The organism is Amorphus sp. MBR-141, assembly GCF_053628695.1.
Window position 1 is genome coordinate 98667 of the sequence record NZ_JBRJGW010000017.1, and the last position, 17178, is coordinate 115844.

At 68.3% G+C, this 17178-nt stretch carries 18 protein-coding genes; 15 read left to right on the forward strand and 3 right to left on the reverse strand.

The genetic code is table 11. The features are described 5' to 3' along the window. The first annotated feature begins 10 nt into the window (after positions 1 to 10). On the forward strand, positions 11 to 445 hold the full coding sequence (locus ACSSVZ_RS20535) for a hypothetical protein (protein WP_453972608.1): 435 nt from the start codon (positions 11 to 13) through the stop codon (positions 443 to 445). A 402-nt stretch (positions 446 to 847) separates the two neighbouring features. On the opposite strand, the gene ACSSVZ_RS20540 is transcribed toward ACSSVZ_RS20535, so the two are convergent. Beyond that, the gene (locus ACSSVZ_RS20540) at positions 848 to 1351 is read right to left on the reverse strand and encodes a hypothetical protein (protein ID WP_453972609.1); all 504 of its coding nucleotides are present in this window, start codon (positions 1349 to 1351) and stop codon (positions 848 to 850) included. Positions 1352 to 1662: 311 nt separating this feature from the next. Here ACSSVZ_RS20540 and coaD point away from each other — a divergent pair, with 311 nt between their 5' ends. From coaD to ACSSVZ_RS20570, 6 genes are all read left to right on the forward strand, one after another. After that, entirely contained in the window at positions 1663 to 2166 is a 504-nt protein-coding gene (gene coaD, locus ACSSVZ_RS20545; protein ID WP_453972610.1) for a pantetheine-phosphate adenylyltransferase, read from the forward strand. Positions 2167 to 2285: 119 nt separating this feature from the next. Then, positions 2286 to 2834, forward strand: a complete 549-nt coding sequence (locus ACSSVZ_RS20550; RefSeq protein ID WP_453972611.1) for a peptidylprolyl isomerase — start codon at positions 2286 to 2288, stop codon at positions 2832 to 2834. Between the two features lie 52 nt (positions 2835 to 2886). Then, positions 2887 to 3354: a peptidylprolyl isomerase gene (locus ACSSVZ_RS20555; RefSeq protein WP_453972612.1), complete on the forward strand. Its 468-nt coding sequence runs from the start codon at positions 2887 to 2889 to the stop codon at positions 3352 to 3354. Between the two features lie 62 nt (positions 3355 to 3416). Then, a complete protein-coding gene (gene queA, locus ACSSVZ_RS20560; protein WP_453972647.1) occupies positions 3417 to 4496 on the forward strand; it encodes a tRNA preQ1(34) S-adenosylmethionine ribosyltransferase-isomerase QueA in 1080 nt (359 codons plus the stop codon). Then, positions 4493 to 5635 carry a tRNA guanosine(34) transglycosylase Tgt gene (gene tgt, locus ACSSVZ_RS20565; protein WP_453972613.1) on the forward strand — a complete coding sequence of 381 codons (1143 nt, stop codon included), beginning with the start codon at positions 4493 to 4495 and terminating at the stop codon, positions 5633 to 5635. The genes queA and tgt overlap by 4 nt, the downstream gene beginning before the upstream one ends. 80 nt (positions 5636 to 5715) lie before the next feature. Next, positions 5716 to 6945, forward strand: a complete 1230-nt coding sequence (locus ACSSVZ_RS20570) for an adenylate/guanylate cyclase domain-containing protein (RefSeq protein WP_453972614.1) — start codon at positions 5716 to 5718, stop codon at positions 6943 to 6945. Positions 6946 to 7026: 81 nt separating this feature from the next. Here the strand turns inward: ACSSVZ_RS20570 and galU are convergent, their stop codons facing one another. After that, positions 7027 to 7905, reverse strand: coding sequence for a UTP--glucose-1-phosphate uridylyltransferase GalU (gene galU, locus ACSSVZ_RS20575; RefSeq protein WP_453972615.1), 879 nt, complete (start codon positions 7903 to 7905; stop codon positions 7027 to 7029). 348 nt (positions 7906 to 8253) lie between these two features. Here galU and eno point away from each other — a divergent pair, with 348 nt between their 5' ends. From eno to ACSSVZ_RS20615, 8 genes are all read left to right on the forward strand, one after another. Further along, positions 8254 to 9531, forward strand: a complete 1278-nt coding sequence (eno, locus tag ACSSVZ_RS20580) for a phosphopyruvate hydratase (RefSeq protein WP_453972616.1) — start codon at positions 8254 to 8256, stop codon at positions 9529 to 9531. A gap of 155 nt (positions 9532 to 9686) precedes the next feature. Next, positions 9687 to 10070 (forward strand): FtsB family cell division protein, encoded by a 384-nt coding sequence (locus ACSSVZ_RS20585; protein WP_453972617.1) that lies wholly within the window; start codon positions 9687 to 9689, stop codon positions 10068 to 10070. Between the two features lie 238 nt (positions 10071 to 10308). Further along, positions 10309 to 11481, forward strand: a complete 1173-nt coding sequence (gene pdhA / locus ACSSVZ_RS20590; protein ID WP_453972618.1) for a pyruvate dehydrogenase (acetyl-transferring) E1 component subunit alpha — start codon at positions 10309 to 10311, stop codon at positions 11479 to 11481. A 70-nt stretch (positions 11482 to 11551) separates the two neighbouring features. Beyond that, positions 11552 to 13012, forward strand: coding sequence for a pyruvate dehydrogenase complex E1 component subunit beta (locus ACSSVZ_RS20595; protein ID WP_453972619.1), 1461 nt, complete (start codon positions 11552 to 11554; stop codon positions 13010 to 13012). A 26-nt stretch (positions 13013 to 13038) separates the two neighbouring features. Further along, positions 13039 to 14487, forward strand: a complete 1449-nt coding sequence (locus ACSSVZ_RS20600; RefSeq protein ID WP_453972620.1) for a pyruvate dehydrogenase complex dihydrolipoamide acetyltransferase — start codon at positions 13039 to 13041, stop codon at positions 14485 to 14487. A 73-nt stretch (positions 14488 to 14560) separates the two neighbouring features. Next, positions 14561 to 14779, forward strand: coding sequence for a hypothetical protein (locus tag ACSSVZ_RS20605; RefSeq protein WP_453972621.1), 219 nt, complete (start codon positions 14561 to 14563; stop codon positions 14777 to 14779). Then, a complete protein-coding gene (locus ACSSVZ_RS20610; RefSeq protein WP_453972622.1) occupies positions 14766 to 15074 on the forward strand; it encodes a hypothetical protein in 309 nt (102 codons plus the stop codon). Before ACSSVZ_RS20605 ends, ACSSVZ_RS20610 begins: the two co-directional genes overlap by 14 nt. A 20-nt stretch (positions 15075 to 15094) precedes the next feature. Continuing rightward, positions 15095 to 15697 (forward strand): GNAT family N-acetyltransferase, encoded by a 603-nt coding sequence (locus tag ACSSVZ_RS20615; RefSeq protein WP_453972623.1) that lies wholly within the window; start codon positions 15095 to 15097, stop codon positions 15695 to 15697. A 106-nt stretch (positions 15698 to 15803) separates the two neighbouring features. Here ACSSVZ_RS20615 and ACSSVZ_RS20620 read toward each other — a convergent pair whose 3' ends face one another. Then, entirely contained in the window at positions 15804 to 16961 is a 1158-nt protein-coding gene (locus ACSSVZ_RS20620; protein WP_453972624.1) for a DUF3095 family protein, read from the reverse strand. Positions 16962 to 17178 lie beyond the last annotated feature (217 nt).

Here is a 17178-nt window from a genome sequence, read left to right on the forward strand (position 1 = left end):
AGATCGCGCCTTGCTCAGTCGCGTCAGCCTCGCCGCCGTCCTGGCCGGCATGTCATCCGGACTGATCGGCCTGGCGCCGGCAGGCGCAGACGATCGATGGGAGCAGGCCGGCTCGGCGACGCTTCACACCATCGCCGACGGCGACGACGAACGGAACCGTGAGATGGCGGCCTATTTCCTCATATACCGGGGGATCAAGGGCTGTCAGAGCCTGGGGTCGGTGTTCAGCGAAGCGGACGTGGCGCTGGCGGAGGGCTACATTCAGGCCCGCTTCGCCGGATCCTCCCTGGCCGACCGCCAGAAGGCCTGGGCCTATGCCGAGACCCACGCGGGCGATTCCATCAACAAGCTGTATTTCATGCCCGAGGCGAAACGGGACGCGGAATGCCAGGAAGTTGCCGACGTTGCCGGCCAGTTCGGCGTCGATCTCCCGAGCCAGCGCTGACCTCTGGTGCGCCGCGCCGGGTTCCCGGGAACACCCTTTCCATTCAGCGGCATCGGACCAGACGTTCGTGCGGTAGCGCGCCTGGCCGATGGGCGCTCTCGCGGCGCGCCGGGCTGTGCGGCACAAAAAAATGCCCCGCAGCGGTAAACCGCTGCGGGGCTGACGTCGGATCGGCTTGGGGGGAAGCCGACCTGACGATCCAGTTGGCTTGGAGGACGCCCTAAAGCGCCAGTCGGTCAGTCGTCAGTCAGTCGGTCGGTCGGTCAGTCACAGTCAGGACCACCAGAATCTCCGCCAAACGAACGGTATTCATGAGCGGTGGTCGCATCTCGTCTGACGCCGGGAGGGGGCACAAACGCACACCCCGTCATCCCCGCGTCAGCAAGTCGTCACGCCTGCGGCTCAGCGCTGGGCCAGAACCGTTTCCGGGCTGCGGGCCAGCACGGTCACCGCATTGGCCTCGTCGGTCCGCGTCTCGGTCACGAAGCGCACCTTGCGGGGCGTGGTCGCCGCCGATTCCCAGGTGATGCAGGCGTTGGAAATGTTGGGCCAGTTCTGGTCCGCGCAGAGACGCTCCGCCACGGTGTCGAACCGGTCTGCCTTCGGCGTCGAAGAGAAGCCGACGGTGTTGACGCCCGCCGTAACGGCGATGGCGGTGATGGCGACGATGCCGGAAGCGGCAGCCATGCGGACGGAAAGGCGTTTTGCGAACATCATCCCTGACCCCTTGATCCCTTTGGAACGAGCAAACTGTCCTCGATGATGATGAGATGGTGAGAACTGGGCGGCACGCGAGTGATCCTCGTCACGGTTCATCGCATTGTTTACTTTCGCGCCGGAAGTCCGGGCGCCAGTCGCGTCCGCCGAAGCGGAGCGTTTTGCGTCGAGCCGGGTGTTGAGCTTCATCGTGTGTCGCATCGTTGCTGTCCTCCTGGCATCACAACGCAAGACTTGGCGAAGCGGTTCCACCGCGGTGAAGAAAGTGTAAAGAAAGGCGGTGGGGTTGCAGTCGTTCTGCGGGACGGCTAGACCAACCGGCCATCGGGCAAAAGCCGCAGGATCCGGCAGCGCGCGGCCCCTTTTGGAGCCTTTCCCTGCCGGTCCGACCGGAGCGATCCGGCCGGCCGGGACGGACCCGGGAAAATGAAACGGGAGTCATTTTTCTCGAGCGGGCGAGGGCGCCCGACCGGGAGGGGCTCGAGGGCGACGGCGGACCCATGCGAATAGCGCTCTATCCCGGCTCGTTCGATCCGGTCACCAACGGCCACCTCGACGTGCTCTCGCATGCGCTCGGCATCGCCGACCGGGTGGTGGTGGCGATCGGGGTGCATCCCGGCAAGGCCCCGATGTTCACGTTCGAAGAGCGGGTCGAGATGCTGCGCGACGTTGCGCGCGAGCTCCTTCCCGCCGACGAGCAGGATCGGCTGCAGGTGGTCTCCTTCACCAACCTGGTGATCGATGCGGCCGTCGACCATGGCGCGTCGCTGCTGATCCGCGGCCTGCGCGACGGCACCGACCTGGATTACGAGATGCAGATGGCGGGGATGAACCGCACGCTGCGCCCGCAGGTGCAGACGGTGTTTCTGCCCGCGTCGCCCGAAGTGCGTCACATCACAGCCACGCTTGTGCGGCAGATCGCGAAGATGGGCGGGCGCACCGCCGAATTCGTGCCTGCGGACGTCGCCCGGCGCCTGGCCGAGAAGTCCGACAGGAAAGACTGAGGCCCGTTCCCGGGCGGCGACGCGACGCCGGCAGGGTGCGGGTCCGACGCACATCCGATCCAACCGCATCCCGACCGCGCCGCGTGCGCCGGTAGCGCGGACTGCTCAAGAGGTCTCACATGTTCGCACGCCTTGCCGTTCTTTTCGCCTTCGCCCTTGCGGCCGCACTGCCGGCCGCCGCCCAGAAGACCCCCGACCCCGAGAACATCCTCGTGCTCGAGACCAACAAGGGCGCCGTCGAGATCGCGCTGCGCCCGGATCTGGCGCCGAAGCACGTCGCCCGCATCAAGGAACTCGCGCGCGAGGGCTTCTATGACGGTGTGGTGTTCCACCGGGTGATCGAGGGCTTCATGGCCCAGACCGGCGATCCGACCGGCACCGGCAGCGGCGGCTCCAAGCTGCCCGACCTCGAGGCGGAATTCACTTCCACCCCGTACGAGCGCGGCACCGTCGGCATGGCGCGTGCCCAGAGCCCCGACAGCGCCAATTCGCAGTTCTTCATCATGTTCAACCGCGTCTCGAGCCTCGACGGCAAGTACACCGTCTTCGGCGAAGTCATCGAGGGCATGGACGTGGTCGACACGATCAAGAAGGGCTCGCAGAGCGCCAATGGGCAGGTCTCGAATCCGGACAAGATCGTCAAGGCCTATATCAAGGCCGACAAATAGGCCGGACCACCGGTCCGACCGTCAGAACCGACACTGAGAAGGAGTAGAGCCTGTGGCCACCGATCCCGAGAACACCCTGGTGCTGGACACCACCCGCGGCCAAGTGACGATCGCGCTTCGGCCCGACGTCGCGCCGAACCACGTCGCCCGCATCAAGGAGCTCGTCCGCGACGGCTTCTATGACGGCATCGTCTTCCACCGGGTGATCGAGGGCTTCATGGCCCAGACCGGCTGCCCGAAGGGCAACGGCACCAGCGGTTCGGGCAAGAAGCTGAACCAGGAGTTCAACGACGCCCCGCACGAGCGCGGCACCGTGTCGATGGCGCGCACCCAGGACCCGAACTCCGGCGACAGCCAGTTCTTCATCTGCTTCGATCGGGCGCCGTTCCTCGACAAGCAGTACACCGTGTGGGGTCAGGTGACCGACGGCATGGACGCCGTCGACCAGATCAAGCGCGGCGAGCCGGTCGTCGATCCGGACCGGATCCAGAAGGCCTGGATCGCCGCCGACGCCGCGTGAGCTCCGCGACGCACACCGAGGAGGAGGCGGCGGTCCGCGCCGCCTCCGCCGCCGGCGACACGCTGGCGGATTACGATTTCGAGCTGCCCGCCGAGCGCATCGCGCTGAGGCCCGTCCGCCCGCGCGACTCTGCGCGGCTGCTGACGGTGCGCCCCGGCGCGGAGCCGCTGCTCGGCGACCGGATCGTTTCGGATCTTCCGGACCTTCTGGAGCCCGGCGACGTCCTCGTCTTCAACGACACCCGGGTCATCCCCGCCCAGCTGTTCGGCGTACGCATGCGCGGCGCGGCGGCTGCGCGCATTTCCGCGACGCTGCACAAGGATCTCGGCGACGGCCGCTGGCGGGCGTTCGTGCGCCCGGCGAAGCGGCTCGCCGTCGGCGAGACCATTCAATTCGCCGCAGGACCCGACGTGGAGCCGCAGCCGGGCGCCCTCGAGGCGACAGTGACGGCGCTCGACGGCGGCGAGGCGACGCTTGCCTTCACCACCGGTCCGGCCGGGCTCGACGCGGGGCTGGCCGTCGTCGGCCACATGCCGCTACCCCCCTATATCGCGCGCCGCCGTCCCGACGACGATGCCGACCGCGAGGACTACCAGACCGTCTATGCGCGCCTGCCGGGATCGGTGGCGGCCCCCACGGCGGGGCTGCATTTCACCGATGATCTGCTGGCCCGGCTGGCCGCCCGCGGCATCGGCACGGAATTCGTCACGCTGCACGTGGGGGCGGGCACGTTCCTGCCGGTGAAGGCGGAGGACCTCGCCGCCCACAAGATGCACGCCGAGTTCGGCACCGTGACGGCGCAAGCGGCGGCGCGGCTGAACGCGGTGCGCGCGGCGGGCGGACGGGTCGTCTCGGTCGGCACCACCAGCCTGCGGCTGCTGGAATCGGCGACCGACGAGGAGGGCCGGATCGGCGCGTTCTCCGACGAGACGTCGATCTTCATCCGGCCCGGCTATCGCTTCCGCGCGGTCGACGCGATGATGACCAACTTCCATCTGCCAAAGTCGACGCTGTTCATGCTGGTCTCGGCGTTCGCGGGGCGGGAAGCGATGCGCGCGGCCTATGCCCACGCGGTGGAAACCGGCTACCGCTTCTATTCCTACGGCGATGCCAGCCTTCTCTTTCCCGACAGGACCCGGTGACAGACCCTTTCGCGTTCTCTCTCCTCGCAACCGACGGCCAGGCCCGGCGCGGCCGGATCGCCACGGCCCACGGCCTCGTCGAGACCCCCGCCTTCATGCCGGTCGGCACCCAGGCGACGGTCAAGACGATGCTGCCCGAGCACGTTCGCGAGACCGGCGCCGATGTGGTGCTGGGCAACGTCTATCACCTGATGCTGCGCCCCGGCGCGGAGCGGGTGGCGCGGCTGGGCGGCCTGCACCGGTTCATGAACTGGCCGCACACCATCCTCACCGATTCCGGCGGCTTCCAGGTGATGTCGCTGGCGGCGCTCCGGAAGCTCGATGCCGACGGGGTGACCTTCAAGAGCCACATCGACGGCTCCACCCACCGGCTGACGCCGGAACGCTCGGTGGAGATCCAGGGACTGCTCGGTTCCGACATCCAGATGCAGCTCGACGAATGCGTGCGGCTGCCGGCGACGCGCGACGAGATCGAGCGCGGGATGCGCCTCAGCCTCGACTGGGCGGCGCGCTCGCGGGCCGAGTTCGAGCGCCTCGGCGGGCCGGCCAAGGGCCAGGCGCTGTTCGGCATCGTGCAGGGCGGCGACGACAAGCTTCTGCGCGAGCAGTCGGCCACCGCGCTGGCTGCGATGCCGTTCGAGGGCTACTCCATCGGCGGGCTGGCGGTGGGCGAGCCCCAGGAGGTGATGTTCGACATCACCGCCGCGACCACCGCCTTCCTGCCGGTCGACAAGCCGCGCTACCTGATGGGGGTGGGCACGCCCGATGACCTCATCGGCTCGGTGGCGCGCGGCGTCGACATGTTCGACTGCGTGATGCCGACCCGCGCCGGCCGCCACGGCGTCGCCTACACCCGCTTCGGCAAGCTCAACCTCAAGAACGCCCGCCACGCAGAGGATCCGGCACCCCTCGATCCCGACGGCCCGACCGAGATCTCGCGCATCTACAGCCGCGCCTACCTGCACCACCTGATCCGCGCCGGCGAGGCGCTGGGCGCGATCCTGCTGACCTGGAACAACATCGCCTACTACCAGGAGGTGATGCGCCGGCTCAGGACGGCGATCGAGGCCGGGCGGTTCGACGACGAGGCGGCCGACATCCGGGCCGGCTGGGCCCGTGGCGATGCGCCGGCCGCCTGAGCCTTTCGGCCAGCGCCTGCGAGGGGTGGCGTTTGTCGTCGCCGACCCCATCTCCCGAAAGAAGCTGAGCGAATGGGGCAATGACGATGCAGGAAACCGGGTTCGTTGACATGCGCACCGTCGAGACGGTCGACGCGATGGCCGTCCAGAACCTGAGCGACTGGATCGTCGAGGAAGGGCTGGCCCGCAACAATCTTGATGTGCTGATCCAGGGCTTCAGCGAGGGCGTCGCGGAACTCGGTATTCCGTTGGTGCGCATGCACGTCTCGATCGCCGCACTGCATCCCACGGTGAAGGGCTATGGCGGCTACTGGTGGCGGAATCGCGGTTTCATCGCGGAGGAATACGAGCGCGCCAGCCTGCCGCGCGTCGGCTGGGCGACCAGCCCGCTCCGGGTCATGCTCGAAAACGGCATATTGGCCATGCGCTACCGGCTCGACGGGAACGCGCCGCTGGAGTTCCCGGTTCTGGAGGAGTTCCGCGAGGAGGGCGGTACCGACTGGGTCGGCCGCCTGGTGCGCTTCGGCGAGGCGGGCACCCAATCGGGCCTTCCCGGAATGCTCCTGTCGTGGCTCGCCGACCGGCCCGGCGGCTTCAGCGACGCCGACATCGCCACGCTGGATCGGCTGGTGCCACGGCTCGGGCTCGCTTGCTACCGGATCGCCCTGAAGCGCGCCGCGGAGGATCTGCTCGACGCCTATGTGGGGACCGATGCCGGCCACCGTGTCCTGTCCGGCCAGATCGAACGCGGTGCGGCGACACGCCTCTATTCGGTGGTGATGGTCGCCGACCTGCGCGGGTTCACCAACTTCGCCGACGAGACGCTCGGCGAGGACGTGCTGGCCTCGCTCAACGAGACGCTCGGCGAACTTGCCGACATCGTCGATGCCCACAAGGGCGACGTCCTGAAGTTTCTGGGTGACGGGTTCCTGGCGATTTTCAGCCTGGAAGGTCGCGACCCGGCCGTGGTGTGCGCCGAGGCGCTTGGGGCGGCGGAGGAGATGCGCGCCGCCAATGGCCGGCTGAACATGGCGCGCGGTGCGGCCGGCAAGGCGCCGCTGGTCGTCGATGTGGCGCTGCATCTGGGCGAGATGATGTACGGCAATGTCGGGTCGAGCCGACGGCTCGACTTCACCGTGATCGGGCCGGCCGTGAACGAGGCGGCCCGCATCGAGGCTTTGTGCCAGCCGCTCGGCGAGCAGATCCTGGTGTCGGAGAGTTTCGCCGCCGCCTCTGTCGAAACGCTGCGCTCGGTTGGCACGCACCAGCTGCGCGGCGTGGCGCGCAGCCAGGAGCTGTTCACGCGCTAGAGCCTTTCCCGACTAGGTGGAATCACTTGATCGATTAGAAAAGGCTCTAGGCGCGCTGCGCCACTCCTGACGTGGCCTCGTCTAGATCCCCAGCAGCCGCTTCAGTTCGGCGTGGAACGGCGCGGCCAGGTCGTCGCGGTCGAGCGCGTAGGCGACGTTGGCGGCGAGGAAGCCGACCTTGGAGCCGCAGTCGTAGGTGTGGCCCTTGAAGCGCAGGCCGCTGAAGGGTTGCTCGGCCATCAGGGTCAGCATGGCGTCGGTGATCTGGATCTCGCCGCCCGCGCCCTTTTCCGTCGTCTCCAGCAGCTTGAAGATCTCCGGCTGCAGGATGTAGCGGCCGGTGATGATGAGGTTCGACGGCGCGGTGCCCTTCGGCGGCTTCTCCACCATGCCGGTGACCTTGAAGACGTCGCCGTCGCCCTCGATCTCGACGACGCCGTACTGGTGGGTCTGGTCGGCGGGGACTTCCTCGACGGCGATGACGTTGCCGCCGCCCTGGTGGTTGTAGACGTCGATCATCTGGGCGAGGCAGCCCGGGTCGGCGTGGACGAGCACGTCGGGCAGCAGCAGGGCGAATGGCTCGTTGCCGACGAGTTCGCGGGCGCACCAGACGGCGTGGCCGAGGCCGAGCGGCGCCTGCTGGCGGGTGAACGACACCGCGCCGGCCTCCGGCTGGGCGCTCTGCACCTCTTCGAGACGGTCCAGCTTGTCGCGCTCGCGCAGCGTCTGCTCGAGCTCGTAGGCGATGTCGAAATGGTCCTCGATGATCGCCTTGCCGCGCCCGGTGACGAAGATGAACTTTTCGACGCCCGCCGCCTTCGCCTCGTCGTAGACGTACTGGATCAGCGGCCGGTCCACGACGGTGAGCATCTCCTTCGGCATCGCCTTGGTGGCCGGCAGGAACCGGGTGCCAAGGCCTGCGACGGGAAACACGGCGGTGCGGATCGGGGCAGGGGCCATTTCGTCTCTCGCTGTTATCGGTCGTTGAACGGCAGGTGTTCGGAAAATGCGACCGGGCGCCTTTCGTTCGGATTTGTTAGCAAACGGTGGGGCGGCCTGCCATGGAATTCCCGCCCGGCCGGCGGGCGGCTGCCCGTTTCGGTTGCTCCGAGCGCGGTCTTTCGCCATCGCCGCCAGTCCGGGCGAATGCCCGTGCACCGAGAATTCGCGCGGCGGAGGCGCCTTCGCTGCATACTAAGGGTTCAAGCCGCTCAAAGGTTGGGCTATGGACGGGTCCGACGCTGCCGCGGCCGAGGCGGGCCTGCGGCGCGCAGATGCACCCTTGTCCCAGTTTTCCCGGAGATCCCAATGACCGCGATCATCGACATCATCGGCCGCGAGATCCTCGACAGTCGTGGCAACCCGACCGTCGAAGTCGATGTCCATCTCGAAGACGGCTCGATGGGCCGCGCGGCGGTTCCCTCCGGCGCCTCCACCGGCGCCCACGAGGCGGTCGAACTGCGCGACGGCGGCTCCCGCTATCAGGGCAAGGGCGTGCAGGAGGCCGTCGCTTCGGTGAACGGCGAGATCTTCGATGCCATCGGCGGCCTCGAGGCGGAGGACCAGGTCCACATCGACGAGATGCTGATCGCCCTCGACGGCACCGACAACAAGGGCCGGCTCGGCGCCAACGCGATCCTCGGCGTGTCGCTGGCCACCGCGAAGGCGGCGGCGATCGCCTCCAACCTGCCGCTCTACCGCTATGTCGGCGGCGTCTCGGCCCGCGAACTGCCGGTGCCGATGATGAACATCATGAACGGCGGCGCCCACGCCGACAATCCGATCGACTTCCAGGAATTCATGATCATGCCGGTCGGCGCGCCGACCTTCTCCGAGGCGCTGCGCGCCGGTGCGGAGATCTTCCACACGCTGAAGGGGCAGCTGAAGAAGGCCGGCCACTCGACCAACGTCGGAGACGAGGGCGGCTTCGCGCCGAATCTGCCGTCGGCCAAGGCGGCGCTGGACTTCATCATGACCGCCATCGAGACGGCCGGCTACAAGCCGGGCGAGGACATCTGCCTGGCGCTCGACTGCGCGGCGACCGAGTTCTTCAAGGACGGCAAGTACGCGCTGGACGGCGAGAACCGCAGCCTCGATGGCGCCGGGCTGGCCGACTATCTCGCCGAGCTCGCCGACGCCTATCCGATCGTCTCCATCGAGGACGGCATGAGCGAGGACGACTGGGACGGCTGGGCGGCGCTCACCGAGCGCGTCGGCGACCGCTGCCAGCTCGTCGGCGATGACTTGTTCGTGACCAACACCGAGCGCCTGGCGAGCGGCATCGAGCAGCGCATCGCCAACGCGATCCTCATCAAGGTGAACCAGATCGGCACGCTGACCGAGACGCTCGAAGCGGTGACCATGGCCCACAAAGCGGGCTACCGGGCCGTCATGTCGCATCGCTCCGGCGAGACCGAGGACACAACCATCGCGCATCTGGCGGTGGCGACCTCGTGCGGCCAGATCAAGACCGGCTCGCTCGCCCGCTCCGACCGGCTGGCGAAGTACAACGAGCTGCTGCGCATCGAGGAGGAGCTCGGCCCGCAGGCGGTCTATCCGGGCCGTGCGGCGCTGAAGCTCGGCTGACGCCGGGCGCGCGCAGGGACAGCCGGGCAGGGCCGGTCCGTCCGTCGGGACGGGCCGACTTTCCAAAGCGGGCGATGCGAGCAACCCATCGTTAAGAGGCTGCTGGCATAAAGGGCGCGGGTATCTTGTTCCTGCGTTTCGAGTATTGGCCCCACATGGCTACCCGCCACCGTCGATCGACCATCCTTTCCCGTCTCCCGGCGCCCGTGCTGATGATCGCGATGATCGTCTATTTCGGATGGCATGGGGTGCACGGCGACTACGGAATCCGGGCCCGGCTGCAGTTCGAGACCGAAATCGGCCGGCTGGTCGAGCAGCGCGATGCGATCGTCGCACGGCGGAAGGAGCTGGAGAGCCGGGTGGCGCTGCTTCAATCCGCCGCCATCGACGCCGACATGCTGGACGAGCGCGCCCGCGCGAATCTCAATCTGGCCCATCCCGACGAGATCATCATCTACACGTCCCCGGCGCTCAGCTCCGGCGGCACGCGCGGCCTGCCCGAGACGCTTGCCCAGGCCGGCTCGCTCTCCCTCCAGTAGCCCGCTCCCCGGGCCCGGCAGGGCAGCCTCCCGAAATCTGCAGTCCAAATTGACCCATTCCTGTGGCTAGTGTGCGCCATCCGTTGCCGCCAACCCTTTGACGGCACTGGATTTGGGTGCGCCGGCTTACGCTGCACCGCAATATTGAAACCCCGCCGCCGGTGCGGCCTTTCACACGAGCCGCCCCTTCGCTAATGTCCGTCCGACCCGCCGCGAACGAACGCCGGAGAGAGCCCTGATGGCCGAGAAGAAACCGACCACGAGCCGCAAGCGATCCTCGGGACCGAGTGGATCCACGGGCGCGTCCGGCAACGGCGACGACGCCAAGAAGCCCGCCGCCCGCGCCAAGTCCTCCACGTCCCGCGCGACGAAGTCGACGCCCTCCCGCTCCAGCGCCAAGTCCGGCGGTCCGAAGACCAGCACGGCCAAGTCGGCGACCGGCGAGACGGTCCGCTTCACCAAGGACGACGATCTCTACGCCTACCGCGAGATGCTGCTCGTCCGCCGCTTCGAGGAAAAGGCCGGCCAGCTCTACGGCATGGGCCTGATCGGCGGCTTCTGCCACCTCTACATCGGCCAGGAGGCCGTGGTGGTGGGCATGCAGATGGCGCTGAAGGAAGGCGACGAGATCATCACCGGCTACCGCGACCATGGCCACATGATCGCCTGCGGCATGGAAGCCAAGGGCGTGATGGCCGAGCTGACCGGCCGCCGCTCGGGCTACTCCAAGGGCAAGGGCGGCTCGATGCACATGTTCTCGGTGGAGAAGAACTTCTACGGCGGCCACGGCATCGTCGGCGCCCAGGTGCCGCTCGGCACCGGCCTGGCGTTCTCCAACAAGTACCGCGAGAACGGCGCCGTCTCGATCACCTATTTCGGCGACGGCGCGGCCAACCAGGGCCAGGTCTACGAGAGCTTCAACATGGCGAAGCTGTGGAGCCTGCCGGTCGTCTACGTCATCGAGAACAACAAGTACGGCATGGGCACCTCCGTCGAGCGCGCCTCGTCGACGACCAACCTGTCGCATCGCGGCGCCTCCTTCGAGATCCCCGGCGAGCAGGTCGACGGCATGGAGGTCCATGCGGTGCGGGCCGCCGGCGAGCGCGCCATCGCCCATGCCCGCGACGGCAAGGGCCCGTACATCCTGGAAATGCTGACCTACCGCTATCGCGGCCACTCGATGTCGGATCCGGCCAAGTACCGGACCCGCGACGAGGTCAACAAGATGCGCACCGATCACGATCCGATCGAGCATCTGCGGGCGCGGCTGATCGACGAGCACGGCATCTCCGAGGACGACGTCAAGAAGATCGACAAGGAGGTCCGCGACATCGTCAACGAGGCCGCCGAGTTCGCCCAGTCGGATCCCGAGCCGGATCCGGCGGAGCTGTGGACCGACATCGTCCGATGAGCACGTGTCCCCGCGCCTGCGCCGACCATTGCGTACGACCCCAGACGATTCCTGCTGACGGGAGCCAGTAATGCCGACCGAAATTCTGATGCCGGCGCTCTCGCCCACGATGGAAGAGGGCAAACTCGCCAAGTGGGTGAAAAAGGAAGGCGACAGCGTTGCGGCAGGCGACGTCATCGCGGAGATCGAGACCGACAAGGCCACGATGGAAGTCGAGGCGGTCGACGAAGGCACGCTCGGCAAGATCCTCGTCGAGGAGGGGACCGAGGGCGTGAAGGTGAACACGCCGATCGCCCTGCTGCTCGCCGAGGGCGAGGACGAGAGCGCGCTCGAGGGTGGTGCCGCGTCGAAGTCGGACGGCGGTGAGAAGGCCGAAGCGCCGGCTCCGGCGGCCGAGGCCGACGAGAAGAAAGACGACGGCAAGGACGACGGCGAAGGCGCCCTCGGCGCCAAGGCGACCAAGGTGCCGCCGGCGCCGTCGGTCGGTCCCGCGCCGGCCGAAAAGACCTGGACCGGCGGCGATCCGGAAATCCCGGAAGGCACCAAGATGGTGTCGATCACGGTGCGCGAGGCGCTCCGCGACGCCATGGCCGAGGAGATGCGCCGCGACGGCGACGTCTTCGTCATGGGCGAGGAGGTCGCGGAGTACCAGGGCGCCTACAAGATCACCCAGGGCCTGCTGGCCGAGTTCGGCGCCCGCCGGGTGGTCGACACGCCGATCACCGAGCACGGCTTTGCCGGCCTCGGCATCGGCGCCGGCTTCGGCGGCCTGAAGCCGATCGTCGAGTTCATGACCTTCAACTTCGCCATGCAGGCGATGGACCAGATCATCAACTCCGCCGCCAAGACCCACTACATGTCCGGCGGGCTGATCGGCTGCTCGATCGTGTTCCGGGGCCCCAACGGCGCGGCCGCCCGCGTCGCCGCCCAGCATTCCCAGGACTACGCCTCCTGGTACGCCCACATCCCGGGCCTCCGGGTGATCCAGCCCTATTCGGCGGCGGACGCGAAGGGCCTGCTGAAGGCCGCCATCCGCGACCCGAACCCGGTGGTGTTCCTGGAGAACGAGATCCTCTACGGCCACACCTTCGAGGTGCCGGACATGGAGGACTTCGTCGTGCCGATCGGCAAGGCGAAGATCGAGCGCAAGGGCACTGACGTCACCATCGTGTCGTTCGGCATCGGCATGACCTACGCCATGCAGGCCGCCGACGCGCTGGCCAAGGAGGGCATCGAGGCGGAGGTGGTGAACCTGCGCACGATCCGGCCGATGGACATCGAGACGGTGGTGGAATCGGTCAAGAAGACCAACCGCTGCGTCACCGTGGAAGAGGGCTGGCCGGTCTGCTCGATCGGCTCGGAGATCTCGGCGCGGCTGATGGAGATGGCCTTCGACCATCTCGACGCACCGGTGCTCCGGATCACCGGCAAGGACGTGCCGATGCCCTACGCCGCCAACCTCGAAAAGCTTGCCCTGCCGACGGTCGCGGAAGTGATCGAGGCAGTCAAAGCTGTCACCTACACGGCCTGAGTCCAGGTTCCGGGAGACGACGCGCCATGCCGACACCGATCCTGATGCCCGCCCTGTCGCCGACGATGGAGACGGGGACGCTTGCCAAGTGGCACGTGAAGGAGGGCGACACCGTCTCGGCCGGCGACATCGTCGCCGAGATCGAGACCGACAAGGCGACCATGGAGGTCGAGGCGGTCGACGAGGGCACCGTCGGCAAGCTCCTCGTCGCCGAGGGCACCGCGGACGTGCCGGTGAACCAGCCGATCGCCATGCTGCTGGAAGAGGGCGAGGACGCCAGCGCCCTCGACGATGCCAAGGCCTCCGCGCCGAAGGCGGATGCCAAGCCGGCGGACAGGAAGGCCGACGAGAAGACCGACGAGACCAAGGCCGAGAAGCCCGCCGAAGCGGCGGCGCCGGCCAAGGCCGCTGCGCCCGAAGCCCCCGCCAAGGCCCAGGCGCCGGCCGCCGGTGAAGGCGTCACCCCGTCGATCCCGCCGGCCGCGCCGAAGGCCAACGGCGACGGCCGGGTGTTCTCCTCGCCGCTCGCCCGCCGGCTGGCCGACGAGAACGAGATCGACCTCGCGCAGTTGTCCGGCTCCGGCCCGCACGGCCGCATCGTCAAGCGCGACGTGGAGGAAGCCATCGAGAAGGGCGTTCCGGCTACCGCCGCCAAGGCGCCGTCCGAGAAGGCCGCTGCCGCTCCGGCCGCCGGCGCTGCCCAGGCGCCCGCCGCGCCGGCCCCGGCCGCCGGCATGTCCGACGACCAGGTCCGCGCCATGTACGCGGAGGGCAGCTACACCGAGCTTCCCCACGACGGCATGCGCAAGACCATCGCGCGCCGCCTGACCGAGGCCAAGCAGACCGTTCCGCACTTCTACCTGACCGTCGACGTCGAGCTCGACGCGCTCCTGAAGCTCCGGAGCGAGCTCAACGCCGCCGCCCCGAAGGACAAGGACGGCAACCCCGCCTACAAGCTGTCGGTCAACGACTTCATCATCAAGGCGCTGGCCAAGGCGCTGATGGCGGTGCCGATGGCGAACGCCACCTACACCTCGACGGCGCGGCTGCTGCACTCCCATGCCGACGTCGGCGTGGCGGTGTCGGTCCCCGACGGGTTGTTCACTCCGGTGATCCGTCAGGCCGACGTGAAGCCGCTGTCGGTCATCTCCAACGAGATGAAGGACCTCGCCAGGCGCGCCCGCGACAAGAAGCTGAAGCCCGAGGAATACCAGGGCGGCGCCACCGCGGTCTCCAACCTCGGCATGTACGGGATCCGCGAGTTCGCCGCCGTCATCAACCCGCCCCAGAGCACCATCCTGGCGGTCGGGCAGGGCGAGAAGCGCCCGGTGGTGAAGGACGGCGCGCTGGCCATCGCCACCGTCATGAGCGCGACGCTGTCGGTCGATCACCGGGCCGTCGACGGCGCGCTCGGCGCGGAACTGCTGGCCGCGTTCAAGCCGCTGATCGAAAACCCGATGGCGATGCTGGTATAGAGCAAAGGTTGAGTCGGCGTGCCTTTGTTGCGTACTATGGTTGCTCGATTGAACGGCCATGGGAATCGCCCGCGTGAGCAAATCACCCGATGCGCAGATTGCTGCCTTGGGCCAAGGGCTGATCCTGGCGAATTCCGCGCTGATTCAGATCTACGGGGCTCTCAATGAGCTCCGCCCTGCGGTCGCAGCTTGGGCTGGCGACGATTTTCGGCAGCGGATGGATGTCCTCGACGACAACATTTCCCGTATGCAGGAGATTCTTGCGGACCTGAGCGAAAATGTCGGCGGATGAGGAAAAGATTTCCCTCGATCTGCTGCGACGTCAGCTTCAGGAGGCGCGGCGCGCCAAGGACACCTTGAGTTCCGGCGGTGGCGGTGGCACATCAGACGGTATGGAACCGCGCATCGCCCGCCTCGAGAAGGACATGTCCGAGATCAAGAGCGATCTGAAGAAGATCGGTCTCGACGTTTCGGAGACGAAGGGGCGTCTATCCGCCATGCCGACGACCTGGCAACTGGCGGGGCTCATCATCGCGATCATGGGCCTGAGTTTCGTCGTCATCCGGTTCGGCTTGCAGGGGCACTGATCCGCGCCCGGCACATGACGATGCCGACCATCCGACCCGCCCGGACATCCGATGCCGCCGCGCTCGCCCGCCTGATCGACATCGCGGGCGAGGGCATTCCCAGCTATTTCTGGGCGTTCTCGGCCACCGGCGGCCTGGGCCCGCTGGACGTCGGCGCCGCCCGGGCCGCGCGGCCGACGGGCGGCTTCTCCTATCGCAATGCCCACGTGGTGGACGTCGCCGGCGCCCCGGTCGCCATGCTGCTGGGCTATCTCCAGGCGGCCCCGGAGGAGCGGGTGCCGATCGACGAGCTGCCGGCCTTCGTGCGGCCGCTGCTGGAGCTCGAGGCGCGCACCGTCGGCACCTGGTACCTCAACGCGCTGGCGACGCTGCCTGCCGCCCGCGGCAGGGGCTATGCGGGGCGGCTGCTGCCGCTCGCCGACCGGCTGGCGGCCCGGGCCGGCGCGGACACCGTCACGCTCGTCGTCAACAGCGCCAACGCCACCGCCTGGCGCCTCTATGCCGGCCACGGCTTCCAGGAGCGCGAACGGCGCAAGGTGCTGCCGATGCCCGGCCGACGGCAGTCCGACGGCGAGTGGGTGCTGATGGCGCGCCCGGTCGCGGCCGGCCCCCAGGTCGCCTGAGCGGTCGCGGCCAACCGGCTGATCCCGCGGATCTTTCCTCGGAAGGCGCCCGGCCGCCGCGCCGTCTTTGCGGGGCCTGGCGACCCGGCCGCCCCCGTGGCAGCCTTCAGCCGTCGCCCTTCAGGCTGGCCGCGGCGGCCGCATAGCCGCCCTGGGCGCCGTCGATGAAGTGGAAGTGGGTGTTGGTCGTCACCGACGGCACGAAGCAGGTCATCACCGCCGACTGCTGGCGCAGCAGGCCGTAGTCGAGGGTTCTGGCCTCGCGGGCGGCCTTCAGGATCGCTTCGATGCGCTCCACCGTCGCCGGCGCGCAGTCGACGGTCATGCGGATCCCGTCCTGGTACTTGCGGAAGTCGGCGTTGAGGGCGGTGTACTTGCGATAGACCACCGGGTCGAACTGGCCGAGCGTCTGCCGCGTCCGGTCGAGCACCCAGGCGAGCAGCGAGACGGCGCTGATCTTCAGCTTCTGCATCGCCAGCGAGCGGGTGCCGCGCGTGGCCCGCGCCTCGAGCTCCAGGCCTTCCGGCGGCCAGGCGAACGACGGGCCGTCGTCGGCCAGCGGCCGGCCGCCGCGGTCGGACGCCTCGATCACGTCGATGAGCCTGTGAACGACCTCCCGGAAGGCCGGGTCGTTGTCGTCGTCGCTCGGCGGCACCGCGAGGATCGTCAGGATGGTTCCGCGCTGCGGCTCGAGCGCCTTCCAGCGGCAGGACAGCCCTTCCAGGTCCGGGCGGGTCCCGGGCGGCGCCAGGTGGGCCGGAAACCGGCCGGCCTTCATCTCGCGCTCGGCCCAGGAAACGCCGCCCCCGGAAAACAGCGCGTAGGTCATGGCATCCGACGCGGCGAACCGCGCGACGCGCACGTCGTGGCCGGCGCGCCGGATCTCGGCGACAGAGACCGTGGCGGTCCTGAGCGTCAGCTCGAGGTCCTCCTCGACCCAGCGGGCGGTGGCGGCCAGTGCCGCCTCGGTGGTCTCGCGCGACGTTTCCGGCAGCGCCAGCGCGGTGCCGTCGCCGCCGAAGATGAAGGGAAACGAGGCGTCGCCGTCGAGCGCGTTGATGACGGCGGCGATCGCCGCCGCGCCCGCCATGTTGACCGCCTTGTAGTGCCCGTCCCGGATCGCCTGGGTCGACTTGACCACGTCGGTGAGCGCGACGAACCAGTCGTCGGGCAGCGGCACGTAGCGCTCGGTGTCCGCCACCGAGGCGAAATCGGAAAACAGCGGCAGGTCCGAATAGGCCTTGTAGGTCTGCGAAGTGGACACCTGCGATGCGCCTTCCATGAGCGTGCGCCGGACGAGCGGCGGATGCGGCCGGGCGGCCCCGGCTCGGCCGCCGCATCCCGTTCTAAGCTATTAGAATGGATCGCGTTTTGTGATTGTCATGTCGCGCCGGCCTGAACTCGTCGTGATCTGGGTCTATTTGGCCCTGGCAGGCGCGGGACAAGGGCGGGCCGCGGCTGGAATCGATTGCACGCCGCGC

Coding starts and splice junctions, on each gene's coding strand:
- ACSSVZ_RS20550 (WP_453972611.1), top strand. CDS start 2,286: ATGTTCGCACGCCTTGCCGTTCTTTTCGCCTTCGCCCTTGCGGCCGCA.
- ACSSVZ_RS20615 (WP_453972623.1), top strand. CDS start 15,095: ATGCCGACCATCCGACCCGCCCGGACATCCGATGCCGCCGCGCTCGCC.
- eno (WP_453972616.1), top strand. CDS start 8,254: ATGACCGCGATCATCGACATCATCGGCCGCGAGATCCTCGACAGTCGT.
- ACSSVZ_RS20540 (WP_453972609.1), bottom strand. CDS start 1,351: ATGAAGCTCAACACCCGGCTCGACGCAAAACGCTCCGCTTCGGCGGAC.
- ACSSVZ_RS20570 (WP_453972614.1), top strand. CDS start 5,716: ATGACGATGCAGGAAACCGGGTTCGTTGACATGCGCACCGTCGAGACG.
- pdhA (WP_453972618.1), top strand. CDS start 10,309: ATGGCCGAGAAGAAACCGACCACGAGCCGCAAGCGATCCTCGGGACCG.
- ACSSVZ_RS20610 (WP_453972622.1), top strand. CDS start 14,766: ATGTCGGCGGATGAGGAAAAGATTTCCCTCGATCTGCTGCGACGTCAG.
- ACSSVZ_RS20600 (WP_453972620.1), top strand. CDS start 13,039: ATGCCGACACCGATCCTGATGCCCGCCCTGTCGCCGACGATGGAGACG.
- ACSSVZ_RS20585 (WP_453972617.1), top strand. CDS start 9,687: ATGGCTACCCGCCACCGTCGATCGACCATCCTTTCCCGTCTCCCGGCG.
- coaD (WP_453972610.1), top strand. CDS start 1,663: ATGCGAATAGCGCTCTATCCCGGCTCGTTCGATCCGGTCACCAACGGC.
- ACSSVZ_RS20595 (WP_453972619.1), top strand. CDS start 11,552: ATGCCGACCGAAATTCTGATGCCGGCGCTCTCGCCCACGATGGAAGAG.
- galU (WP_453972615.1), bottom strand. CDS start 7,905: ATGGCCCCTGCCCCGATCCGCACCGCCGTGTTTCCCGTCGCAGGCCTT.